19 protein-coding genes are annotated in these 22,950 nt (G+C 65.6%); 9 read left to right on the top strand and 10 right to left on the bottom strand.

Translation table 11 applies throughout. From position 1 onward, the window contains the following. Window positions 1-83 precede the first annotated feature (83 nt). From AVCA_RS08090 to AVCA_RS26370, 5 genes are all read right to left on the bottom strand, one after another. Complete coding sequence (locus AVCA_RS08090; RefSeq protein WP_012700393.1) at window positions 84-1,055, bottom strand: FecR family protein; 972 nt, start codon at window positions 1,053-1,055, stop codon at window positions 84-86. Beyond that, window positions 1,052-1,564 carry a sigma-70 family RNA polymerase sigma factor gene (locus AVCA_RS08095; protein ID WP_012700394.1) on the bottom strand — a complete coding sequence of 171 codons (513 nt, stop codon included), beginning with the start codon at window positions 1,562-1,564 and terminating at the stop codon, window positions 1,052-1,054. The genes AVCA_RS08090 and AVCA_RS08095 overlap by 4 nt, the downstream gene beginning before the upstream one ends. 429 nt (window positions 1,565-1,993) lie before the next feature. After that, window positions 1,994-2,305, bottom strand: coding sequence for a DUF2790 domain-containing protein (locus AVCA_RS08100; protein ID WP_231876284.1), 312 nt, complete (start codon window positions 2,303-2,305; stop codon window positions 1,994-1,996). A gap of 692 nt (window positions 2,306-2,997) precedes the next feature. After that, window positions 2,998-4,236 carry an MFS transporter gene (locus AVCA_RS08105; RefSeq protein ID WP_012700397.1) on the bottom strand — a complete coding sequence of 413 codons (1,239 nt, stop codon included), beginning with the start codon at window positions 4,234-4,236 and terminating at the stop codon, window positions 2,998-3,000. Next, the gene (locus AVCA_RS26370; protein ID WP_041807099.1) at window positions 4,233-4,505 is read right to left on the bottom strand and encodes a hypothetical protein; all 273 of its coding nucleotides are present in this window, start codon (window positions 4,503-4,505) and stop codon (window positions 4,233-4,235) included. The genes AVCA_RS08105 and AVCA_RS26370 overlap by 4 nt, the downstream gene beginning before the upstream one ends. Before the next feature lie 112 nt (window positions 4,506-4,617). Between AVCA_RS26370 and AVCA_RS08115 the strand changes: the two genes are divergently transcribed. Continuing rightward, the gene (locus AVCA_RS08115) at window positions 4,618-5,505 is read left to right on the top strand and encodes a LysR family transcriptional regulator (protein WP_085930867.1); all 888 of its coding nucleotides are present in this window, start codon (window positions 4,618-4,620) and stop codon (window positions 5,503-5,505) included. 60 nt (window positions 5,506-5,565) lie between these two features. Here AVCA_RS08115 and AVCA_RS08120 read toward each other — a convergent pair whose 3' ends face one another. From AVCA_RS08120 to AVCA_RS08135, 4 genes are all read right to left on the bottom strand, one after another. Continuing rightward, on the bottom strand, window positions 5,566-6,264 hold the full coding sequence (locus AVCA_RS08120; RefSeq protein WP_012700400.1) for a lipopolysaccharide kinase InaA family protein: 699 nt from the start codon (window positions 6,262-6,264) through the stop codon (window positions 5,566-5,568). Continuing rightward, window positions 6,261-6,956, bottom strand: a complete 696-nt coding sequence (locus AVCA_RS08125) for a class I SAM-dependent methyltransferase (protein ID WP_012700401.1) — start codon at window positions 6,954-6,956, stop codon at window positions 6,261-6,263. The genes AVCA_RS08120 and AVCA_RS08125 overlap by 4 nt, the downstream gene beginning before the upstream one ends. Before the next feature lie 114 nt (window positions 6,957-7,070). Then, window positions 7,071-8,336, bottom strand: coding sequence for a sensor histidine kinase (locus AVCA_RS08130; RefSeq protein ID WP_012700402.1), 1,266 nt, complete (start codon window positions 8,334-8,336; stop codon window positions 7,071-7,073). A gap of 41 nt (window positions 8,337-8,377) precedes the next feature. Beyond that, window positions 8,378-9,061 (bottom strand): response regulator transcription factor, encoded by a 684-nt coding sequence (locus AVCA_RS08135; RefSeq protein ID WP_012700403.1) that lies wholly within the window; start codon window positions 9,059-9,061, stop codon window positions 8,378-8,380. 460 nt (window positions 9,062-9,521) lie between these two features. Here AVCA_RS08135 and AVCA_RS08140 point away from each other — a divergent pair, with 460 nt between their 5' ends. Further along, a complete protein-coding gene (locus AVCA_RS08140; RefSeq protein WP_012700404.1) occupies window positions 9,522-9,752 on the top strand; it encodes a hypothetical protein in 231 nt (76 codons plus the stop codon). Window positions 9,753-9,896: 144 nt separating this feature from the next. On the opposite strand, the gene rloA3 is transcribed toward AVCA_RS08140, so the two are convergent. Then, entirely contained in the window at window positions 9,897-10,427 is a 531-nt protein-coding gene (rloA3, locus tag AVCA_RS08145) for a retropepsin-like aspartic peptidase RloA3 (protein ID WP_156483653.1), read from the bottom strand. A 153-nt stretch (window positions 10,428-10,580) separates the two neighbouring features. On the opposite strand from rloA3, the gene AVCA_RS08150 reads away from it, so the two are divergent. The 7 genes from AVCA_RS08150 to AVCA_RS08180 all read left to right on the top strand — a co-directional run bounded on the left by AVCA_RS08150 (window position 10,581) and on the right by AVCA_RS08180 (window position 22,885). After that, window positions 10,581-11,090, top strand: coding sequence for a SixA phosphatase family protein (locus AVCA_RS08150; protein WP_231876285.1), 510 nt, complete (start codon window positions 10,581-10,583; stop codon window positions 11,088-11,090). Window positions 11,091-11,335: 245 nt separating this feature from the next. Next, the gene (locus tag AVCA_RS08155) at window positions 11,336-13,333 is read left to right on the top strand and encodes a DUF47 family protein (protein ID WP_236616365.1); all 1,998 of its coding nucleotides are present in this window, start codon (window positions 11,336-11,338) and stop codon (window positions 13,331-13,333) included. After that, complete coding sequence (locus tag AVCA_RS08160; RefSeq protein WP_012700408.1) at window positions 13,330-14,949, top strand: PEP/pyruvate-binding domain-containing protein; 1,620 nt, start codon at window positions 13,330-13,332, stop codon at window positions 14,947-14,949. Before AVCA_RS08155 ends, AVCA_RS08160 begins: the two co-directional genes overlap by 4 nt. A gap of 310 nt (window positions 14,950-15,259) precedes the next feature. Further along, entirely contained in the window at window positions 15,260-16,021 is a 762-nt protein-coding gene (locus tag AVCA_RS08165; RefSeq protein WP_012700409.1) for a CHAD domain-containing protein, read from the top strand. A 647-nt stretch (window positions 16,022-16,668) separates the two neighbouring features. After that, window positions 16,669-19,206 carry a YbcC family protein gene (locus tag AVCA_RS08170; protein WP_012700410.1) on the top strand — a complete coding sequence of 846 codons (2,538 nt, stop codon included), beginning with the start codon at window positions 16,669-16,671 and terminating at the stop codon, window positions 19,204-19,206. An 8-nt stretch (window positions 19,207-19,214) separates the two neighbouring features. Next, window positions 19,215-21,083, top strand: a complete 1,869-nt coding sequence (locus tag AVCA_RS08175) for a proton-conducting transporter transmembrane domain-containing protein (RefSeq protein ID WP_012700411.1) — start codon at window positions 19,215-19,217, stop codon at window positions 21,081-21,083. Window positions 21,084-21,286: 203 nt separating this feature from the next. Then, complete coding sequence (locus AVCA_RS08180; RefSeq protein WP_012700413.1) at window positions 21,287-22,885, top strand: SulP family inorganic anion transporter; 1,599 nt, start codon at window positions 21,287-21,289, stop codon at window positions 22,883-22,885. The last annotated feature ends 65 nt before the right edge of the window (window positions 22,886-22,950 follow it).

Here is a 22,950-nt window from a genome sequence, read left to right on the forward strand (position 1 = left end):
GTCCGACGAGGCGGGGAAAACCCCTCATGCTTTCGAGAAATATTCGTAATTTTTTCGTGTGATCGATGAGCGTGCGTTTTCCGTCAGGCCCGGTCGATCGTTGTCAGCAGCGGGCCATAGCTGGTTACCCGCACCGGCAGGGTTTCCGCCAGCGAGCGCAGGGCCTGCTGGATGTCGTCCACCTGGAAAATGCCGAAGGTGCGGATCTCGGCGGCAGCCGGGCTGATCCGCAGCAATCCCGGATAGTAGGGGCGCATGGCCTCGATCAGCCGGCCGAGCGGTTCGTCGCGGCTTTCCAGGTAACCCTGGCTCCAGGTGGCGCGGGTCAGCAGGCTGGCATCGGCCGGTCGCATGCCCCGTTCGTCGAACCAGGCCGCTTGGCCGGGGTGCAGAAGGGTTTCGCTGCCGTCCCGCTGCTGCAACCAGGCATCCTGCCGCAGCACGCTGACCAGGCTGCGCCCGGCCTCCTGGCGAACCAGCAGTCGAGTCTCCGAGGCTTTCACCTGTCCCTGCGCGGTGACGATCACGAAGGGGCGCAACGGGTCCGCGGCGACTTGTGCCAGCAGCTCGCCTTCATGCAGGTGGATGCGCCGGCGGGCATCGTTGAAATGCACGTCCAGCGCGGTACGCGCATTGAGGATCAGCTGCGTGCCGTCGGCGAGGGTGACGCTCTTGCGCTGCGCCGTACTGGTGTGGTGATCGGCCAGCAGGCCGTGCAGCGGCGCCAGCCGGTCGACGGCGGCTGTGCCGGACAGCCCGAGGGCCAGCAGCGACAGCCCTCCCAGCAGGCGGCGGCGCTGGGCCGAGGCTGGCGTATCCAGGGCTCGCTTGGCCGCGTCCAGTTGACCGGGACTGCGGACCTCGGCCCGTTGCAGGTCGGCCAATGGCTGTTGCAGCAAACCGTTGACCCGTTGCCAGGCGGCGACATGGCGGGAATCGGCGGCCAGCCAGGCGGCGAAGGCCTGCCGATCCTCGGAGGTCGCGCGCTCGGGATCGAGCCGCAGCGTCCAGTCCACGGCGCTTTGGGTCGGCGCATCCAGTCGGGGAGGCTTCATGGCTGTTCGGGGTCCCGCGTCAGGCAGTGGATGTAGGCGCGTCGCAGGTCGCGTTCGACCGTTGCCAGGGAGACGCCCAGCCGCTCGGCGATGGCCTGTTGGCCGAGGCCGTCCAGCCGGTTGAGCAGGAAGGCTCGGCGGGCGCGCAGGGGCAGGCCGTCCAGTAACCGGTCGATGGCTTCGATGGCCTCGCGGACCAGCGCGATATCTTCCTCGGAAGGTGCGAAGCGTTCCGGCAATTGGGCGAGGGCGTCGAGATAGCTGCGCTCCAGTTGCCGCCGCCGCCAGAGGTTGCACAGCAGGCGTTTGGCCAGGGTGCCCAGGAAGGCCCGCGGTTCCTGGATCTGTTCCAACTGTCGGGAATTCAGGGCACGCAGAAAGGTATCCTGGGTCAGGTCGGCCGCATCCTGGGGACACTGTAGTCGCCGGCTCAGCCAGCCGCGCAGCCAGCGATGGTTTTCCCGGTAGAGCGTTGCCAGCAGGGCGTTCGGATCGGAAGTCGTCGGCACGGTACTGCTTCGATATCACTAAATGAGAATTTTTTTCATTATCCGTGCGAAGCAGGTTTTGTTGTCAATCGCTGTCTGGCTCGACAGCCGATGAAATCCGACCGCTGACGCTGAAGGCGCTTGCAGGCATTCCCGCCGGGCTGCAAGAACGGATGCATCCGCGCTCGTCGGTCTCGTTCCCCCGGCAGGTTCCCTGGAAGGACTGGCCTTCGGGAGATTTATTCGGCGCCGTGGCGTTCGACGACAAGGCGGACATGAAGGACGTGAAGCAGGCCTTGCGGCGGGGCGGGGAGAGCCGGGCCGGGCGTCCGATCGAGGTGAGCGAAACGCCGCCGGTCGGCCCGGGCGGGAAGCGATTGCGTACCGGCTACCGCTTTCGTTCGGAGCGGTGGCCGGTGCGCCGGAGTGACTCGAATGCCACGGATAACCTCAATCCGTACAGCCGCTCGTATCCGGATATAAGTATTCGATGGTCCTTATCGCACCGGTCGAGTCCTTGTAAGTCATTCTGGCCGGAATGGGGCCGCAATGGGCCGGCGCCGTACGGAGATATTCGAACTCCAGGGGCTCGGCGATATCCAGATTCATATTGTATTTGTAAGGCATTGTTTCGACGGTCGATGGATGGGCGATTTCAGTATTGCTGGAGTTTCTGTGGTTGATATCGGCCATGGCCAGGGAGGCAGTCGTGGATACGATCATGGCAATGAAAAGTTTCGTGGTTTTCGTCTTCGGTTTCATAGGCGATATTTCGACAGGCAATAAAAATCTCGAAGATGCGGAGTTCATGACTCGGCACCGAATTTCGTGAGGTTGCGAGAGGTCGCCGGACAAGGGGCCGGCCGACCGTGCCCGTGCTAGACGAGGCTCATGGGGTGTCGTGCGCTGGCCGCGGGCCGGGCTGACGGTGGCGCCAGGCGTGGGTTCCGGGCCTGTTGCGCGCCGTTCGCGAGCGTTGTCCGCCACGGCCGCCGGGTGCGGTATCTTCGAGCGGTATGGATGCTTCCACTTCTACGCACGGCACGTACTGTTCGGTTGTTCCGGTTGTTCATGTCATGCCTCCTGAGTCGAACAGGAATTGGTGGTGGCCAGTCTATTCGGCCACCGCGATGCACGATGACAACGTAATAAAATTGAAAGATTGAATCCACCCGGCAAATGAAACTGAATGCAACCGATTGATGTTTTCTCCCGGAAATGCCGTCGACTCCTGTCCGGGCGGGACGTTGCAGGCTTTTCGTCGAACAAATACTTACATTTAAAAGTTTATTTACATTTATCTTCACTCGTAAGCGGGGGCATATATTGCGCGACTTCCGGATATATGTTCCACGTCGTCTATGAAAGAACTCGGTGATGGCAGATGGATATATTTTCCCACAATAACAACCGGGGTACCGGTCCTGTCCGGTACCCCGGCTGTCGGCCGTTGCTCAGTCCGCCCGCACCTGTCGCGGTTCTGCCCTGAAGCCGTGGGTCCTGGCCATCCCGGCGCAAAGCAGGGCGGCCGCGAGCAGCCCCAGCAGCACCCAGGGGAAAGCGCCCACGCCGGCGGTTTCCAGCAGCAGACCGCCGAACACGCCGCCGCCGGCGATGGCGAGATTCCAGACCGTGACGATCATCGATTGGGCCAGGTCGGCGCCCTCGCCGGCGGCATCCGCCGAAGCCGTCTGCAGCAGTGTCGCCGCACCGCCGAAGATGAGGCCCCATACCGCCACGCCGGCGTGGACCACGGCCGGCTGCGTACCGCCAAAGCCCAGCGCCAGCGATGCCAGGGCGAATCCGCCGAGGCTGAGCAGCACCAGGGCACGCAGCCAGCGGTCGATCAGCAGGCCGACGATCCAGATGCCCAGCAGGGCCGAGGCTCCGAACACCAGCAGAATCCGGTCCACGCTGGTGCTCATGCCGGCCGGCGCCAGGAAGGGCGCGATGTAGGTGTAGAGGATGTTGTGCGCCAGCACCCAGAGCAGGATCACCAGCAGGACCGGGCGTACGCCGGGGATCGCGAAGACCTGGCGTATGCCCAGGCGCCGCTCGGCCGCCCGCCCGGGGAAATCCGGTACCTTGCGCAGTACCCAGACCGCCAGGATCAGGGTCAGCCCGGACATCAGACCGAAGGCCATCCGCCAGCCGACCAGGGCGCCAAGCCAGGTTCCCGCCGGTACGCCCAGCGAAAGGGCGAGCGGCGTGCCCACCATCGCGATGGCCATGGCGCGCCCTTGCAGTGGGGCGGCCACCATGCGGCGCGCATGACCGGCCAGCAGGCCCCAGGCCAGGCCGGCGGCGACGCCCGCCAGGAAGCGGGCGAGCAGTGTGAGCGGGTAGCTGGACGACAGCGCGGTGATGCTGTTGAACAGCAGGAAACCGCCGATGGCGAGCAGGAGCAGCGGCTTTCGTCGCCAGCCGGCGGTCAGGGTGATCAGGGGAATCGCCGCAACCAGCGAGCCGAGCGCGTAGGCGCTGACCAACTGGCCGGCCAGCGCCTGCGAAATGTCGAGTCCCCGGCCGAGCTGCGGCAAGAGTCCGGCCGGGAGGGTTTCGGTGAGGATGGCGATGAAGCCGGTCATGGCCAGGGCCAGCAGGGCGGACAGGGGAAGTCGCTCGGCAACGGTCGTGCTGGCGGGCTGCCGGGAGTCCGATACGGCGCCGGGCGAGTGTTGCGATTGGTTCATGCCCGTACCCCGCCCGGTCGATGGAGCGTATCGCGCAACGCGCCGACGGCACGGCCGGACATGTCTGCAGGGACGGTGTCGGTCAGCGCCACGCCGAAGGTCGGCCAGACCCGCGGCGCGGCGATAGACCCGTTCTGCGTTTTCGACAATGGCACCGCGGCGCCGGCCAGGCACCGTTCGGCCAGCGCCGTATCGATGAGCGCATCGACGCGTTCTGGAAGGCCTTCGGTGCGATCTGTTCGGGATAAGCGATCGGCGTGGATGGACATGGGCTTGCCTTGGTTTCGGAAGGTCGCGAAACCATAGAAGCGCGTCCGCTCCGGAAAAAGTCGGGTAGAGTTCCTGATTATCCGGAACGAAATGTCCGTAATGAAAGCACCCCTGGACAGTCTGAGCGGCTTCATCGTTTTCGTGCAGGTCGCCGAGACGCGCAGCTTTGTCGCGGCCGGCCGGGTGCTGGGAATCTCGGCTTCGGCCGTCGGCAAGCGGGTGGCGCGGCTGGAGGAGAAACTGGGGGTGCGCCTGTTCCACCGCAGCACGCGCAGCATCGCCCTGACCGCGGAAGGGGCGCTGTTCCTCGAACGCAGTCGGCGCATCCTGGCCGAGATAGAGGCGACGGAACTTGCGCTTTCGCGCACCGCCGGGGCGCCGCGCGGGCGCCTGCGCGTGAGTCTGCCGCTGGTCAGCTCGCTGGTGCTGCCGGTACTGGCCGACTTCATGGCCGAGTACCCGGAGATCGAGCTGGATCTGGATTTCACCGATCGTCTGGTGGACGTCATCGATGAAGGATTCGATGTGGTGGTGCGCACCGGCCAGTTGTCCGATTCGCGGCTGTCGGCCCGGCGGCTCGGCGCCTTCCGCCTGCTGGTGGTCGGCTCGCCCGACTACCTCGAACGCCGGGGCGTTCCCCGGCGTCCGGCCGACCTGGCCGGTCATGCCTGCCTGCATTATCGCTTTTCCAACACCGGCAAGCTCGAACCCTGGCCGCTGCGCCGGCTGCCGGACGAGCCCGAGCCGCAGTTGCCCGTCTCCATGGTCTGCAACAACATCGAGACGCGGGTGTGCTTCGCGCAGCGTGGCCGTGGGCTCGCCTGCCTGCCCGACTTCGCCATCCGCGGCGCCCTGGCCGAAGGCCGCTTGCGCAGCGTGCTGGACGATTACATGGAGGGTACGGGGTACTTTTACCTGCTCTGGCCTTCCGGGCGACAGGTTTCGCCCCGGCTGCGGGCCTTCATCGACTTCCTGGGGGCGAGGATGTTTCCGGGATAGGGCTCCGGTACGGCGAGAGGGGCGCTGCGGGCAGGAGCCCCCGGCGCCCTTTCCGAAGGATCAGCCTGCGGCCATGGCCTGGTCGTAGGCGGCTTTGAAGAAGGCCCATTCGGCCGGCGATATGGCCGGGCTGTGGCGGCGCAACTGGTCCACGTCGCGGCGCGAGGCGGTGGCGACGCGCAGGCGCCGACGACTCTTCTCCAGGTCGATCAGGGCGATCTCCACCTGCGGCTGTCCGTTGCATTCCTCGACCTTGACGAAGATGTGCTTGGGATAGCAGCAGCCATGTTCCCAGCGGCCCCGGTGCAGGCGGCTGAGGGTCAGGGCCAGTTGTTCGAGCATCTGCCGGTGGACCGCGTCGCCCCACCGCTGGCGTGCGTCGCCCTGGTACCAGGCATCCAGGCTGACGAAGCCTTCCAGCGATTCGGTGACCAGCAGGGCCTGCCATTTGCCCGCGGTCTTGCGCGCCGAGCAGAAGACGATCTTCGGCAAGCGCACGCCGAGGCGTCCGATGGCCTCGAAGGCGTCCTGCTCGCGCAGCACCGTGGGCCGGCCGAGGGGGTAGCGCAGCGAGTGGTAGAGGTGCCCGGTCTGGCGCTTGCTGTAGAGCGGCACGCTGAACGCGCTCAGGCGCTGTACGCCGCTTTCCCCGGCACGACGGGCATTGGGTTCCTCGACCCATTCCCCCTGGCGGTTCCACCAGGACTGGAAGGTGCCGACGAAGGAGTCCAACGGCCGCAAGGCGATCGATTCGTTCACGCTGAGGTCCTCTTGTGCAACACATAGATGCGCCGCATGGCATAGCCGGGCAGGGCATCGTGGTGCCCGGCGATGTCGAAGCCGACTTCGCGGAATTCGGCCTCGATGGTCGAGCGCTCGATGACGAAGCGGTTGCGCTTCTCCTCGCGACCCTCCCGGGCGGCGCGCAGCCGCGCCAGGTAGCGGCGCCGCCAGGCCTTGAAGTTGCCGTCCACCCAGAGGGAGACGATCAGGCTGTCGCGGCTGACCCGGTGGAACTCGCGGAGGATGGCCAGCCGGCTGTCGCGGTCGGCGACGTGGTGCAGCAGGCGCATGCAGAGGATGCCGTCGACCGCGTTGTCGGGCAGGTCGATGGCGACGGGGGCGGCCTGGAAGGTCCGCACCCGGGCCAGCACCTCGTCGGGGTGCCTGGCCTCGACCATCGACAGGATTTCCGCCGAGCTGTCGGCGGCGAGCACTACCCGTTCGGGATGCTCGGTCAGCAGGGGCCAGAAGCGACCGGCGCCGCACGGCAGGTCCAGGATCAGGTTGGGTTCGCCGGCCTGCTTCAGTGCACGCCGGACCAGTTGTCCGTCACGCCAGTGGGACAGTTGCCGGACAAGACGGTCGCAATGCCTGGCCAGGCGTTGTGCGGTCTGGGTCTGACCGAATTGGCGTGGTAGTTCCAGTCCGCTGATGCGTGTTCTCGACATGGCAAGAGTTTGTTGGGCTGGGGGAAGATGGTGGCGATTTTACCGTGAAATCCGCTGGAAGGTGACCAAAAAATGACAAGGATGGCGGCGTTGGCGTTCCGTTCGTCGCAGCGGCTATTTCAGGCTGACCCGGAAGCAACTGCCGCTCGGCTCCAGGTCGCTCACTCGTACCTGCCAGCCCTGGTGCGTGCAGATCCGCTTGACCAGCGACAGCCCGAGGCCCAGCCCCTCGCCACGCGCCTGCTCGCCGCGCACGAAGGGCTGGAAGATGCGCTCGCGGTGCTCGGCGGGAATGCCCGCGCCGCTGTCCTCGACGCGGAATCCGCCCTTCTCGAGGATCAGCCGCACCGTGCCGTTCTCGGTGTAGTGCAGGGCGTTGCGCAGCAGGTTGGAGAGAACCGTGCTCAGAAAAGTGAGGTTGTAGGAGGCGCTGTCGGTGTCCTCCACGACCAGTTCGAAGTTCAGGCCCTTGGCGCGTATCGGTGGTCCCCAGCGCCGGCTCTGCTCCTCCGCCACGCTGGCCAGGGTGGCGCTGCCACCGCTGGCGGCCTCTTCGCGGCGGGCGCGGGCGAGGATCAGGAAGGTCTGCACCAGCTCGTGCATTTCCTGGGCGGCCCGGCCGATCCGCTCCACCTGGCGGTTGGCCTGGGCTGGCAGTTCGGTTTCGCGCAGCAGTTCGCAGGAGCCTTGGATGACCATCAGCGGGGTGCGCAACTCGTGGCTGACGTCGCTGGTGAACAGGCGCTCGCGCTCCAGGCTCTGGCGCAACTGGCCGAGGGTGCTGTCGAAGGCCGCTGCCAGGTGGCCGACCTCGTCGTCGGGGTATTCCGGCGCCAGGGGCGGGGCCAGCGGCAGCAACTGGTCGCGGTGTCGGACCTGGCGCGCGAGGCGAATCACCGGTGCGATCACCTTGCGCGCCAGCAGCAGGCCGAGCAGCCAGGCGCCGACCACGCTCAGCAGGAAGCTGAACAGGATCCCCCGGAACAGCATCTGCTCGCGCGCCTCGAACTCGCTCTGGTCCTCCACCAGCATGTAGGTCTGGCCGTCGCGCTTCATCACGTAGATGTAGTAGGCGCGCTCGCCCTCGCGCAGTTCGCTGAAGCCTTTTTCGGCATGCCGCAGCGACTCGGGGATGGCGTAGGGCGGCAGGTCCGAGGCGAAGAAGCGGGTGGCCGAGTCCAGGCGCGGGATATGGCCCTGCCTGATGTCCTGGTTGATCACGGTGTCCAGTTCGCTCTTGAGTTCCTGGGAGACCAGGTGGCGCTCGACGAAGTGGACGATGGCGACGATGCTCAGGGAGAAGAAGCCGCTGACCACCAGGGTCATCAGGGTGAAGGCGATGACGATGCGTCGGGCGAAAGGCTGCTTGGGGTGTGTCATCCGTTGTTTCCTCGCAACGGGGAAATAATGGATGGCACGCCCTAATTCGCGTCCGGGTTCTCCGCCAGGCGGTAGCCGACACCGTGGATGGTGTGCAGCAGGGGCTTGTCGAAAGGCTTGTCGAGCGCCTGGCGCAATTGGTGGATATGACTGCGCAGACTGTCGCTCTCCGGCAGGTCGTCGCCCCACAGAGCGTTCTCCAGGAATTCCCGGCGCACCACGGCCGGGCTCTTCTGCATCAGGATCGCCAGCAGCTTGTAGCCGATCGGATTCAGCCGCAGTTGCTTGCCGGCGCGGCTGACGTTCAGGGTGTCGAGGTCGTAGATCAAGTCGCCGACCTGCAACTGGCGCTTGCGGCTGCCCTGGGTGCGGCGCAGCACCGCCTCGATGCGCGCCACCAGTTCCGATAGGGCGAAGGGCTTGAGCAGGTAGTCGTCGGCGCCGCTGTTCAGGCCCTGCAAGCGGTCGTCCAGGGCGTCGCGGGCGGTCAGCATGATGATCGGCGTCTCGCTGCCGGCATCGCGGCGCAGGCGCTCGCAGACCTGGTAGCCGTCGATGCCCGGCAGCATGATGTCCAGCACGATCAGGTCGTACTGCCCGGTAGCCGCCAGGTGCAGTCCGCTCAGTCCGTCCTGGGCGCAATCGACCGTGTAGCCCTTGAGCTCCAGATAGTCGAGCACGTTGGCGAGGATGTCGCGGTTGTCTTCGATGACCAGGATGCGCATGGGAGGATTCTCGGAAGTGGCGGGGCCGATACTGTAGCAAGCCGCCGGCGGGCACGGCAGGCGAATGTTGCATGCGGAGGCTTCCGGCCGGGCCGGTGCGGGCGCGAAGTCCGCTCGTCGCATCCGGGCCTGCCCGCTCTTTTGCTGCTGCACACTGGTATCAGGGCGTGTCATCAATTATTTCCCCGGTTGCGTTGCCGCCGGAAATGGGGCCGGGCCGCGTTCGGCGAGGCGCAGCCTGCAGGCAATGGTTATTCCTGCAACGCCGCATGGCTCCATTTCCGGCGCAACCCCGAGGGACGGGCCTACCTTGGCGCAGTGCGGCGTTGTTCGTCGTTCGTTTGGAATGACCAAACTTCTCTCCTCGCGCCTTGCCCCGTGCCAACGCGGGCTCCGTCGCAACGTGGGAAACAATTGATGACACGCCCTAGCTTCTCCACCCCAAGAGGAGGTCGTTCCGATGAAGGTGAAGGTGACCGAGCGGGCCTTGCTGGCCAGGATCAACCGTCTGCTCAGACAGGACAACCAGCAGCTCTGCCGCTGCCGGGAAGGCTCCCGGGCATACGCGGAGCTGGGTGATTTCTATGCGCTGGATACCGCGCGGGATGTCGTCATGGCCAGGCACGTCGATCTGGCCATGTGGGCGCGCGACATGGGAATCCTGCCCGACTGGGAGGAACTGCAGCGCTGATGCCCCGCACCTCGGGCGGGGGCATTTTCGTGCAGTATCCGCCCGGCAGGCTTTCGGCTCCCTCTCTCCTCCGGCGCTCTTCTCGGGCGCGGGAGGGGGGATAAGCCGTAGCATGCCGTTCGCTCCGATTCGCCGGCGGCGGGCTCAGTCGGCCTTGGCTGCGCTGCCACGGGAGCATTTGGGATCGACGGTGAAGGTCCGGGAGACGTCCACCACGCCCAGGTGCCCCAGGGTCCGCCGGCCGATCAATACGGGGTAGTTCATCTTGCCGCGGTCGTTCAGGGAGAACTCCTCCTCGTAGATCTGCTTGCCGATGCAGATCTGCATCTTCACCACCGGCCGGCGTTCCGCGCCGCCGGCGCCGCGGACCTTCACGTTGCGCAGTACCCGGCGCTCGAACCTGGAATCGATCAGCTTGCCGGTGTCCTTGTCGGTCACCTCGACGTCGAAGCGTATCCACTCGTCGCCGTCGCGCTCGAAGCGCTGCAGATCCTTGGCGTCCAGGGAGGAGGTCAGGGCGCCGGTATCCAGCTTCATTTTCACCGGGATGTTCTCTGGTTCGATCGAACCCTTCTCGATCCAGCCGAAGACCCGCTCGGGCGACTCGGCGGCGACGGCGGGGAGGGCGAGGGCGCTCAGCAGCAGCATCAGGGGAAGGGGCTTGGATAAACGCATGAGGTGACAGGCTCCTGGGGAAAATGGGCCCACCATAGTAGTTCGCAGGTGAAAGGAATGTCGCCGCCACGAACATCCGCCTGCCGGCCCGGCTCGCCTTTCGTAAGTCCGGCTTGCAAGGCGATGAGGCTGGACTAGCTTGTCAGTGTCGTCGTGAAGGCCTTGCCGGATGGGTTCTTGATGAAAAAATTGTTTCTTATTCGTCACGCGAAATCGCCCAAGGAAGGCGCGGCCTTTTCCGACCGCGACCGACCCCTGGCGGAGCGTGGCAGGCGCGATCTGGAAAAAATGGGCAGGCGGCTGGCGAAGCGCTCGATAAAACCCGATCTGATCCTGTCGAGTCCGGCACTGCGCACGCTGGCGACGGCGGAAGGCATCGCCAGGCTTCTCGATTACAGCCTGAAGGACATCGAGACGGACGATCGGCTGTATGCCTGTCAGGCGGACGAGTTGCTCGACATCATCCGAACCCAGGACGACAAGCTGAAGAGCGTGCTGCTGGTCGGTCATAATCCCCAGTTGGCCGAGCTGGCCAGGCGTCTCTCGGGCAAGATCGGCCGCCTGCCGACCTGTTCCGTCGTCGAGTTCAAGTTCGATGCCGAATCCTGGTCGAGCGTCGGGGAGTTCAAGCCGGCGAAAGTCAAGCTCGACCGTCCTAAGTAAGAAGGCCTGAGAACCGGTGTTTTCGAGGCTTCCGGCCGAGCGCAGGGCGCTCTCCCGCCGGCGCTCGAGCCCAGGCTCCTGGCCTGTCTTTCATGCAGGGCAGGTACAAATCCTCGAACGGGCCGGTTTTTGTCCGCAGGCGAAGCGCGATGCCACAGCCCTGCCCGAAGCGAAACGCCCGACTCGGCCCGGCAGCCGGGCATTGCCGTCCGTCGGCGGGCCGGCGTTGGCCACGGAACTGAAATTTGGCCGTTATAGCCTGGGTCGATGCCAAGCGTGGCGAGTTCGGATTCGAGGGGGCTATGGAGAAAGTCGATGTGGTCGCCTCTCTGGGGCAGATGCAATTGCTGCGTCCGGCCTGGGTCACCGCGGCGCTGGCGGCCAACGACCGCCTGAAGCTGTACCTGACGGTGTTGCAGGTCGCCCGGGCCCATGCCGAGCAGCCGGATACGCCGCCGCCGAATCTGGGTCATGAACTGGCCAGTGCGCAGGTCGGCGCCGCCTGGCTCAAGGATCTGCCCGGTACGGCCTACCGGGAGGGCAGGGACCTGCACATTCCCGATCTACCCCGTGTCGCCGCCCTGTTGCGGGACGATCTGCGCATCATGGCCCGGCCACTGCTCGAAGGCGCGGCCGAATCCGCGCTGGGCAGCCGGGTGGAGCACTGGTGCGCCTGGCTCGACACCCTGACCGACGACCGGCTGCAGGCGGCGCGGCTGAAGGCGCTGACCAGCGGCAGGCAGGATGGCGAGGACAGTCTGCACCTGTTGGTGATGGACTTGCACAAGGCGCTCAACCACCTGGCGGCCGAATTGTCGAGCGAGACCATCGACGGCGCCCACGTCTGGGAACTCGCCGACGAGGACCGGCCACGGGTGGCCGCCTTCATGCGCGGGCTCAATCGCACCCGCGCGCTCAAGCTGGAGCATCCGGGCCTGGATACCGCCGCCACCCGTGGAGAAGGCCGCCTGCTGCTGCAGAACGACATCGGCGCCAACGACGTGCACGTGCTGGTGATTCAGGTGGAGGGGCTGCGCATCTCCCTGACCTACTCCGACCTGCACCGCCAGCGCTTCGCCTTTTTCCGCGCCATGCTGGCCGAACTCGGGGCCGACTGGTCCGGCCTGGAGACGCGGACCACCGCGGGGCTGAACGCGGGCGAGGCCTACCATGTCGGTACCGCGACCTTCGCCTGCCGGGACGAGGCGGGGCTGCAGCGGACGCTCGAGGACATCGGCGCGCGGATCGTCTTCCTGATCGACTGGAACCGCGCCCGCAAGCGCCTGCAGCAGTTCGTCGACAAGTCCGACGCGGTGACCGTGCTCGCCGAGGCGGCCAGGTGCGGAGCGGGACACATGGGCTGGCTGGCGGCCGGCGGCGAACGCCTGATCTACACCGCCATGCAGGCCCTGGGCGCCGACTACTTCCATGTCGGCGACCGCCTCGACCAGGTGATGGGCGCCACCCAGGCCAGGGCCTTCCTGGTCGAGGTGCTGAAGCTCGCCAGCCAGGCGATGCGCCAGCGCCAGCCCGTCGCGCTGATCGAGGACGAGACGCGGCTGCTGCTGGTCCGCTACCTGCTCAGGCGGCGCGACGAATTCGACCTGCTGGCCGAGCATGCGGCGTATTGCCATGAACTGGCCATGGGGGTGCGCGATGCGCTCGCCCATGGCCGGCAGTACGACCGCAAGGCGGCGCTCAGGCTCGCCGAGCGGGCCAAGGAGTGGGAGCGTCAGGCCGACCTGCTGGTGATGCATTCGCGTCGCCGCGCCGAACGCCACCCGCGCTGGGACCCGTTCAGCCGCCTGATCGAGCGGGCCGACGATGTGGCGGATTTCCTGGAGGAGGCGATTTTTCTGTTATCGCTGATCGCCGACGGCCATCACCGGGGCTGGCAGGGCGAGGTGCAGCAGACGATGCAGCGCCTGGCCGATGGCGTCCTGGCGGCCATGCAGGACCAGGTGAAGGCGCTGGCCGTCGCCAGCACCCTGAACGAGCAGAGCAGCGGCGCGGACCACGAGGAGTTCGTCGCCGCGCTGTGGCGGGTCCTCAATGCCGAGCGCCAGTGCGACGGCCTGTTGCGCGAGGTCCGGCGGGTGCTGGCCGAGCATGTGTCCGATTGCGCGACGCTGAGCCTGAGCACCGATTTCGCCAATGCCCTTGAGCAGTCCACCGATGCGCTTCTGGCCACCGGCTACGGTCTGCGCAAACTGTCGTTCAACCGGCTGGGAGGCGAGATATGAATCCGCGGAGCGAATCGCATCGGGATGTGGAGGAGCGCGATCCGCTGCGTCTGGTCCTGTCCATCGGCGCCGGCGTGACCCTGCCGGAGGAGGCTTCGCCGGCTTCCCTGGGGTTCAAGGCCTGGAACCTGGCGCGCATGGCGGCGATGGGACTTCCCGTGCCAGCGGCCTTCGTCATCGGCACCGGCTGGTGCGGCCGGGAAGCGCCGGACCCATGTCTCTGGCAGCAGGCGCTGCAGCGGCTGGAGCGGGAGAGCGGCCTCGGCTTCGGCGATGCGCGGCGCCCGCTGCTGCTGTCGGTGCGCTCGGGCGCGCCGGTTTCCATGCCGGGGATGATGGATACGCTACTCGATATCGGGCTCACCGAGGTGACCCTGCCGGGTCTGGTGCGGCTCACCGGCAACCCCCGGCTCGCCTGGGACGCCTACCGCCGTCTGATCGCCGGCTACGGCGAAGTGGTCGCCGGTATCGACGGGCGGCATTTCGAAGCGGACCTCGATGCCGTGCGCGGCGATGGCGACGAGCACGAGCTGGATTTCGCCGCCCTGCGCGACATCGCGAAGCGCCATCTGGCCACCTATGCGCGGGAGGCCGGCGAAGCCTTCCCGCAGGACCCGCAGGTCCAGTTGCGCGCGGCGGTCGTCGCGGTCTTCGCCTCCTGGTACGGCGACAAGGCCCGCGCCTACCGCGAGTTGCACGAGTTGCCCGCGTCCCCGGGAACGGCGGTGACGGTGCAACGGATGGTGTTCGGCAATGCCGGCGGCATGTCCGGGGCGGGAGTCGGTTTCACCCGCGACCCGAGCAGCGGCGAACCCTCGCCCTGGGTCGATTTTCTCTTCAATGCCCAAGGCGAGGACGTGGTCAGCGGCCGTCGCCGCGCCCAGAGCCACGAAGAACTGGCCGCCGTGGCACCACAGATCTGGGAAGCGCTGCTGAAGACCATGACGCAGCTCGAACAGGGCTTCGGCGATATGCAGGACTTCGAGTTCACCGTGCAGGACGGCCAGCTTTACCTGCTGCAGACCCGCGACGGCAAACGCACGCCGCAGGCGGCGGCGCGTATCGCCCTCGATCTCTGCGACCAGGGCTTGATCCCGCGGCGCATCGCCCTCGAACGGACCCGGGGGCTGGATGCCCGGGCGCTGGCGGTGCGCAGGCTGGTGAGCGAGGCCGGCCGGACCGTCGAGCCCCTGGCCCGCGCGACGAGCGCGGCCGGCGGCGTGGTGTGCGGCGAGATCGCCTTGGACGAGGCGCGGGTACGGGCACGCAAGGAGGCCGGCGCCAGCGTGCTGCTGGTGCGGCGCGATGCCGAGACGCGCGATCTGCCGGCCCTGCACCTGGCCGACGGCCTGCTGACCCAGCGGGGCGCGCGCACTTCCCATGCCGCGGTGGTGGCGCGTCAGTTGGGCAAGGTCTGCCTGGTCGGTTGCGACAGCCTGACGATCGACGAGGCCGATCGCAGCCTCTCCATCGGCGGGCTGGCGCTGCGGGAGGGCGATCCGCTCACCCTCGACGGCAACGAGGGCGTTCTGTACGCCGGCGCGGCACGGATGGGGGAACAGGTGGCGCAGGATCTTCTCGAGCGCCTCGAACGCTTGCGTCATGAGCCACACTGATGGGCATGGAGGCGTTTTCGCCAATGGAGGCCTGTCGGCGACGAGTCGGCTTGGTTAGCATCCGGGCCAGGAGACGTCTTTTCCATTTCTAGGCGGCGCCCATGCGCATCACCATCGAGCAAATCGTCGGATAGGCCGGTTGCGCGGTCTGGCTCGATGGCTGCCGGTCGGTGGGCGGCGGAGGCTTTCGTCGAGCGACTGCACGCGGCTGCCGGCTTCCCATCGCTGGCCGGCCGGTCTCGACAGCGCCCGGCCCGCCCGTTCGAATGATGCATGGGTTCGGCCGATCCGGCCGCAGGAGTACAGGGATATGCTCGTCGACGAACTGATCGAACAGATGGTGGCCCTGGAGGCCGAGTTGCAGGCTTGCGGCAAGCGTCTGGAGGCGCGCAGCGACGGCGAGGCGTTGCATGATCTGCGCGTCGCCGTGCGTCGCCTGCGCAGCATTCTGCGTCCCCTGCGCGACCTTCCCGACATCGGTGCGCTGGAGGAGGTCGCCGCCGCCGTCGGTCATCGGAGCACGTCCTTGCGCGATACCGAAGTCCTGATCCAGGAGTTGGCGGCGCGCGAACGGCCGGAGCTGGGCGAGTCCCGCCGGCAGGGGCTGGAAGCCGGCTACGATGCCCTGCTGGCCGGTCCCGAGTGGCTGCTGTTGCGCAACGCCCTGGCCGCCTGGCCGGCGATCTGCCGCGAGGCCAGGCGGGAAGGGAAGCTCAAGGGATTGGGCAAGCACATCCGCAAGGAGCTGGCGAAGCAGCGGCGCAAGCTCGGCAGGGAACTGCGCGATCCGAACCATGACCGCCACCGGCTGCGCGTGCGGATCAAGCGGGTACGCTACGCCGCCGAGGTCTATCCCGATCTGTCCGACCTGCCGGACAAGGCGCCCAAGCGCCTGAAGGAGGCGCAATCGGCCCTGGGCGACTGGCACGATTGCATACAGTGGCTGCAGCGGGCCGGGCAGGAGGCCGATCTCCAACCGTTATGCACGGCTTGGCGCCAGGCCCTGGTCGACGCCGAGCAGCGCTTGGACCAGGCGCTGAAGCCGCTTCTCAAGGCGTTTCCCGCGGATTGACTCCAGGGCCTCGGCCAGAGTGCCGGCGGGCCGCGTTCGGCCACGCCGTTTTCCCGGTCGTGGGCGTACCGATCGACGGGGGCCCCGACTCCGTCGGTCGGCCCGGCCCGCAATCTTCCCGATGGCCAAGAGTCATCGTCGTGCGGGGCGCTGGCGCGGTTCTTCGAAAAACGGGAACAGGCGCTCCGCTCGAGCGACGTTTTTCACATAACTACCAGTCAATTTATCCTGACATATAACTTTCATATTCTTTCCTTGCTATCGATTGGCATGCAACGTGCCTCTGTTGAACAGTCGAGAATTTCTTGTAATATCCTGAAATACATTTTTGGGAGGCTCTGGACCGCCCGTTGGAAGGGCCTGGAATAAACGATTTTTTCACGAATCGGCTGAGGGAAAGTTCATCGGAAATGCCCCGTGCGCTCTTCGGAGTGCATGGCGTTATTTCCCGAGCGGAATGATGAGAAGCAGGTCGTCAATCTAATAACAAGAAGCTCTCTTTGACGAGGCTTCGCCGGTAACGGCATCAAATTGGATCAGGTAGAGAAATGGCCCGTCTTGTCCGGATATGCCATTCGGGGGCTTTTCGTCTTCGAAGGACCGGCGGGATACGGCTTTGTTCAATCTTTCTCGGGGCCATTTGAAACATGCCGATGGCCTCCGGAGATGAATCGATGAGCGCCAGATCAGAAAATCCAGTGCAGTCCGCTCGTTTCGACGAGGCGACCGTATTGCACGAGCTTGAGCACTATCTTCCGAAACAGGCTCCGCTGAAGGATTTCGTTCACCACAATACCTTGCATGCTTTCCAGGATTCGAAGTTCCACGATGCGGCGAGAAATGCCTCGGGTATCTTCGGATACAACCTGTCTTTGAAACTGGATAAATACCGCGACCTTTATCATCGCGGCGAGATAACGCCGGCCGTGCTGGACTGGGTCGTCCGTCGCCACAAGGGCGATCAGTCCGACCTCTGGAAGACCAAGGTCGTCGCGGGCAGCTTCGCGCCGCCGCCCTTGCCGCGCATCGGTGCGGTGCGGGCGAACTGGAAGAAGAACCTGCGGATCGACCTGGACTCGCTGGTGCATCCGTTGCTGTTCCGCATTCTCTGCAGCTATCTCGACCAGGGCATCTCGATGTGGACCTTCCCGTCCGGCGGCGAGGGTTTCCTGTGCGCCATCCGCGAACTGGAGCGCCACAGCTTCACCAGCTTCTTCCGCCGCGAGCGGGCGCGCCGGCTGCTGCTCGAACAGGACTGTTCCATCGCCGGCCTGCTGAAGCTCCTGGTGCGCGACGAAGCGCTGTTCGAGCGCTACCTGTTCGACCAGCAGTTCGCCCATCCGGGCTGGTCGGGCATGGTCACGGTGATCGAAGCGCAGCCCGATACCCTGATCGACAGCCGCAGGATCGGCCTGCGCGAGCTGATCGTCTTCGAGTTGCTCCTGGAGATCGACGCGCTCGACGAGCATTTCGACGAGCAATGGAGCCCGCTGGAGGCGGAGCTGGGCGGCGAGCCGCTGGACATCCTCGCCGAGGTGCCGCGCACCGAGCTGCACGACGCCCTGGCGATCTGGCAGGAGGCGCTGGAGTGGAGCTTCTACGATCCCGTGCTGAGCGCCATCCAGCGCCAGCCCGCGGAAAGCCCGGCGCTGCCGGTGAAGAGCTTCCAGGGCCTGTTCTGCATCGACGACCGGATCTGCTCGTTCCGCCGGCACATCGAAAGCCTCGATCCGCACTGTGAAACCTACGGGACACCGGGCTTCTTCGGGGTGGAGTTCTACTTCAAGCCGGAGAACGCCAAATCCCACACCAAGGTATGTCCGGGATCGATCGAGCCCCGATACCTGATCAAGGAAACCGGCAGCCGGGACAGGCTCGAGGCCGAGCCGCACTTCAGCAAACACTCGCACGATCTGCTCGGCGGCTGGGTGATCTCGCAGACCCTCGGCTTCTGGTCGGCGGTCAAGCTCTTCGACAGCATCCTCAAGCCCTCGGCGAGCCCGCTCGGCGCCTCGTCCTTCCGGCACATGGACCGTGCCTCCAGCCTGACCATCCTGAACCGTTCGCCGGACGACCGCGAGGATGGCCTGCAGATCGGCTTCAGCGTCGCGGAGATGGCCGAGCGCGCGGAAAACCTGCTGGGCAGCATCGGCCTGACCCAGGATTTCGCGCCCATCGTCTACGTGGTCGGGCACGGCGCGAGCAACACCAACAATCCGCACTACGCCGCCTATGACTGCGGGGCCTGTTCGGGGCGGCCGGGCTCGGTGAACGCGCGGGTGATCTGCTTCATGCTCAACCACCCCGAGGTGCGCGCGATCCTCGCCGGCAAGGGCATCGAGATCCCGGCGGCGACCCAGTTCGTCGGCGCGCTGCACGACACCACCCGCGACGAGATCGCCTTCTACGACGAGGACTCGCTCAGCCCCGATAGCCGCGCCCGGCACCGGGCCAACGCGGCGGTATTCGACAAGGCCCTGGCGCTCAACGCCAAGGAGCGCTCGCGCCGCTTCGAGCTGACCGACAGCCAGCAGTCGCCGGAGCGGGTGCACGAGGCGGTCAAGGCGCGCGCCGTGTCCCTGTTCGAGCCGCGCCCCGAGCTGAACCACGCGACCAACGCGCTGTGCATCGTCGGGCGCCGCTTCCTGAGTCGTAAGCTGTTCCTAGACCGCCGATCGTTCCTCAACTCCTACGACTACCGCGTCGATCCGGACGGCAGGTTCCTGCTCGGCATCCTGCGCGCCGCGGCGCCAGTCTGCGGCGGGATCAACCTGGAGTACTTCTTCTCCCACGTGGACAACCAGAAGCTGGGGGCGGGCAGCAAGCTGCCGCACAACGTGATGGGCCTGATCGGCGTGGCCAACGGCAACGACGGCGACCTGCGTCCCGGCCTGCCGAGCCAGATGATCGAGGTGCACCACCCGGTGCGAATGATGATCGTCGTCGAGCATTTCCCCGCAGTGGTCCTGAACACCATCCGCCAGCAGCCGGCCACCTGGGAGTGGTTCGCCAACGAATGGCTCAACCTCACGGTCGTCGACCCCGAGACCCACGAGCTGTTCCGCTTCCGGGACGGCATCTTCGAGCCGTACCGAGCGCTGACCGAACGGCTCGAGGTCGCCGCGGACCTCGAAAAACTCTTCGAAACCCAGGCGGACAACCTGCCTGTCCTCGCGTTGAGCTAGGAGTCGCCATGGCTTCCGCACTGCAGATCTTCATCTTTCTACCGCTGATCGGCTTCCTGATCAGCCTGATCCACCCGGAACGGGACGAGAAACGGATCTCGCGCACCGCGCTGGTCACGGTCGGCGTCAACCTCGCCGGCTTCGTCCTGTTCCTGGCGTACTGGGCGCTGCGCGGCTTTCCCACCCTGGAGTTGAAGGATTTCGTGCTGTTCCACACGGACAGCTACGAGTTCTACATCGACTTCCTGTTCGACCGGATCACTGCGACCTATGTGCTGGTCGGTACCTTCCTGACCTTCATGGTGCTGCTCTACAGCCGCCACTACATGCACCGCGAGGCGGGCTATAAGCGCTTCTTCAGCACGGTGCTGTTCTTCTACGCCGGCTACGACATGGTGGTGTTCTCGGGGAACATGGAAACCATGTTCACCGGCTGGGAAGTGCTGGGGATCACCTCGTTCCTGCTGATCGCCTTCTACCGGGACCGCTACCTGCCGGTGAAGAACGCGGTCAAGGTGTTCTCCATCTACCGGATCGGCGATGTCGGCCTGCTGCTGGCGATGTGGATGATGCACCACCTGTTCCACGCCAACGTCAGCTTCCACATGCTCGAAGACCGGGCCTTCGTGCTCGAACACTTGCAGCCGCACTCCCTGGTCGGCGTGTTCATGGCGCTGATGATCCTGGTGGCCGCCGCCGCCAAGTCGGCGCAACTGCCGTTCTCCAGTTGGCTGCCGCGGGCCATGGAGGGACCGACGCCGTCGAGCGCGATTTTCTACGGCTCGCTGTCGGTGCACATCGGGGTCTTCCTGTTGCTGCGCACCGCGCCGCTCTGGCGCGACCAGCCGTCCGTCTGCCTCGTCGTCGGCCTGCTGGGCGCCTCCACCAGCATCGTCGCGACGGTGATCGCCCGCTCGCAGTCGGCGATCAAGAGCCAGATCGCCTACGCCTCCATCGCCCAGATCGGTCTGATCTTCATCGAGATCGCCGCCGGTTTCGACGCCCTGGCCCTGGTGCACTTCGCCGGGAACGCCTTCCTGCGCACCTACCAACTGCTGGTTTCGCCGTCGGTGGTGGCCTACTTGATCCGCGAGCAGTTCTACAACTTCGTGCCGCGGCAACACCATGCCAGGTGGGTGCTGCCGAAGAAGTTCATGTATTCGCTCTACATGCTCTCGGTGCGCGAGTTCGACCTGGATGCCTTCATGTACCGCAGGTTGTGGAACCCCATGAAGAATCTGGGGCGGCGCCTGGACTTCCTGACCTTCTGGCGGGTCGTCGGCATCTTCGTGCCGGTCTATCTGCTGGGGCTGTTCCTGGTCTACAACCGTGAGGCGTTGCCCGGCGCGGTCACGGAAATCCTGCCGGTGATCTTCGCGGCGATGGCGGCGGTGCTGGTGCTCAAGTCCTTCACCGAGCGCCGGCGCGCCCGGATGGCCTGGCTGCTGGCGATCCTGACGCACTTCTGGATCGCCCTGGCCACTTCCTTCAACGCCGACTTCGGCTTCAGCGAAAGTTACCTTTACCTGAGCGGCGTGGCCCTGGCCGGAGTCGTCGGACTTCTCTGCCTGCGGCGACTCAAGCATCTCGAAGGCGATATCGATCTCGACCGCTTCCATGGCCATTGCCGGCAGCATCCGAAGATCGCTTTCGTATTTCTGCTGAGTTGCCTGTGCGCCACCGGTTTTCCGATCAGCCCGACGTTCATCGGCGAAGACCTGATGTTCGCGCATATCGAGGAAGGGCAGATCGGATTGGCCTTTTTGACCAGCTTCAGTTTCGTCCTGGTCGGCCTGTCGATCATCCGCATCTACGCGCGGGTATTTCTCGGACCACATGCCAAGTCGGTCTACGAGGTGGCCTACAAGTCTTCCTGATTCGACTCGCCGGTGCAGGAGCGGATTTATCCACGATTGGCGGTGGCAGGCAAAGCATCGCGAACGAGTTCGCTCCTGCGGGTTTTCCGGCAACTGGCCGAAGCGTTGAAGGAAGTTCTTCCGATTCATTGAAAAGTTCTTGCCAGAGATATTCGTACCAAGCATTTGAAAGTGCATGTAAATATCGAAGGAGTCATTGCCTTATGAAAGCGTGTGCAATTCCAGAGGATGGCCTCAAAGGCCTCAAACAAAACTGGCGCAGCGATGCGATATCGGGATTCCTGGTATTCCTGCTGGCGCTTCCTTTGAGTCTCGGCATCGCCAAGGCCAGCGAATTCCCGCCGGCCATGGGCGTGCTGACGGCGATGATCGGCGGCATGTTCGTCAGTCTGTTTGCCGGCTCGCGGCTCACCATCAAGGGGCCGGCCGCCGGCCTGATCACCATCTGCGCCGGCGCCGTGATCGAGTTCGGCGGCGGCGCCCAGGGCTGGCACCTGGCGCTCGGCGCGATCGTCGTGGCGGCCGTGCTGCAGATGCTGTTCGGTTTCCTGCGCTTCGGCGCCCTGAGCGACTTCTTTCCGCATTCGGTCGTGCACGGCATGCTGGCGGCGATCGGTCTGATCATCTTCGCCAAGCAGATTCACGTGTTGCTCGGCATCGATCCGGCCAGCCTCAAGGGGTTGGAACTGGTCGAGCTGTTCGAGCGGATTCCCGCCTCGATCATGCATGCCGACTCCCGCGTGGCGCTGGTCGGCCTCGTCAGCCTGGCGATCATCTTCGGCATGCCGCTGCTGAAGATTCCGGGACTGAAGAAGGTGCCGGCGCCGATGCTGGTCCTGCTGGTCACCGTGCCCATGGCGCTGGCCATGGACTTCAAGCACACCGAGCCGGTGTTCGACATGGTGACCATCGGCGGCTTCTGGGCCAACGTCGGCTTGAACGTGGACTTTTCCCTGATCGGCACCGCGGTGTTCTGGAAGTACGTGCTGATGTTCCTGTTCATCGGCAGCCTGGAGTCCCTGTTGACGGTCAAGGCCGTCGACGGGCTGGACCCCTGGAAGCGCGCCTCGGACGCCAACCGGGACCTGGTCGCGGTGGGTGCGGGCAACGCCCTGTCCGGACTGCTGGGCGGCCTGCCGATGATTTCCGAGGTGGCGCGCAGCTCGGCGAACGTCGCCTTCGGCGCCCGCAGCCGCTGGAGCAACTTCTTCCACGGCCTGTTCCTGTTCGTCGCCATGCTGCTGTTCATCCCGGTCATCGAGATGATCCCCAATGCGGCCCTGGCGGCGCTGCTGATCGCCGTGGGCTACCGCCTGGCCTCGCCCCACGAGTTCTTCAAGGTCTACCGCATCGGCGCCGAACAGTTGGTCATCTTCGTGGTGACCGTGCTGGTGACGCTGGCCACCGACCTTTTGATCGGCGTCGGTGCCGGCATCGCCACGGAACTGGCGTTCAACCTGATACACCGGGTGCCGTTCGGCAATTTCTTCAAGGCCCGCTACGAGCATTCCCGGCAGGGGGGCGAGGAACGGATCAAGGTCGGCGGGGCGGCGATCTTCTCCAATCTGCTGGGCTTCAAGAAGCTGTTCGCCCAGCTCGATCGTAGTTCCACGGTGATCATCGATTTTGCCGAGGCCCATCTGGTGGACCATACCTTCATGGAGTTCCTGAGCCATCTCAAGGAGGAGTTCGAGCATGCCGGCGGGGCGCTGATCGTCACCGGCTTCGAGCGCTTCAAACCCTTCTCGGACCATCCGCTGGCCGCCCGCAAGCGCCTGCCGAGCAACGTCCAACTGGCCTGAGCGGCCATTCCCCACGCCGGCCGGGCGCCTTCGCGCGCCCACCGGCGACCGATCCGGCGGCCAGG

The sequence above is a fragment of the Azotobacter vinelandii CA genome (assembly GCF_000380335.1).
GTDB classification, from domain to species: domain Bacteria; phylum Pseudomonadota; class Gammaproteobacteria; order Pseudomonadales; family Pseudomonadaceae; genus Azotobacter; species Azotobacter vinelandii.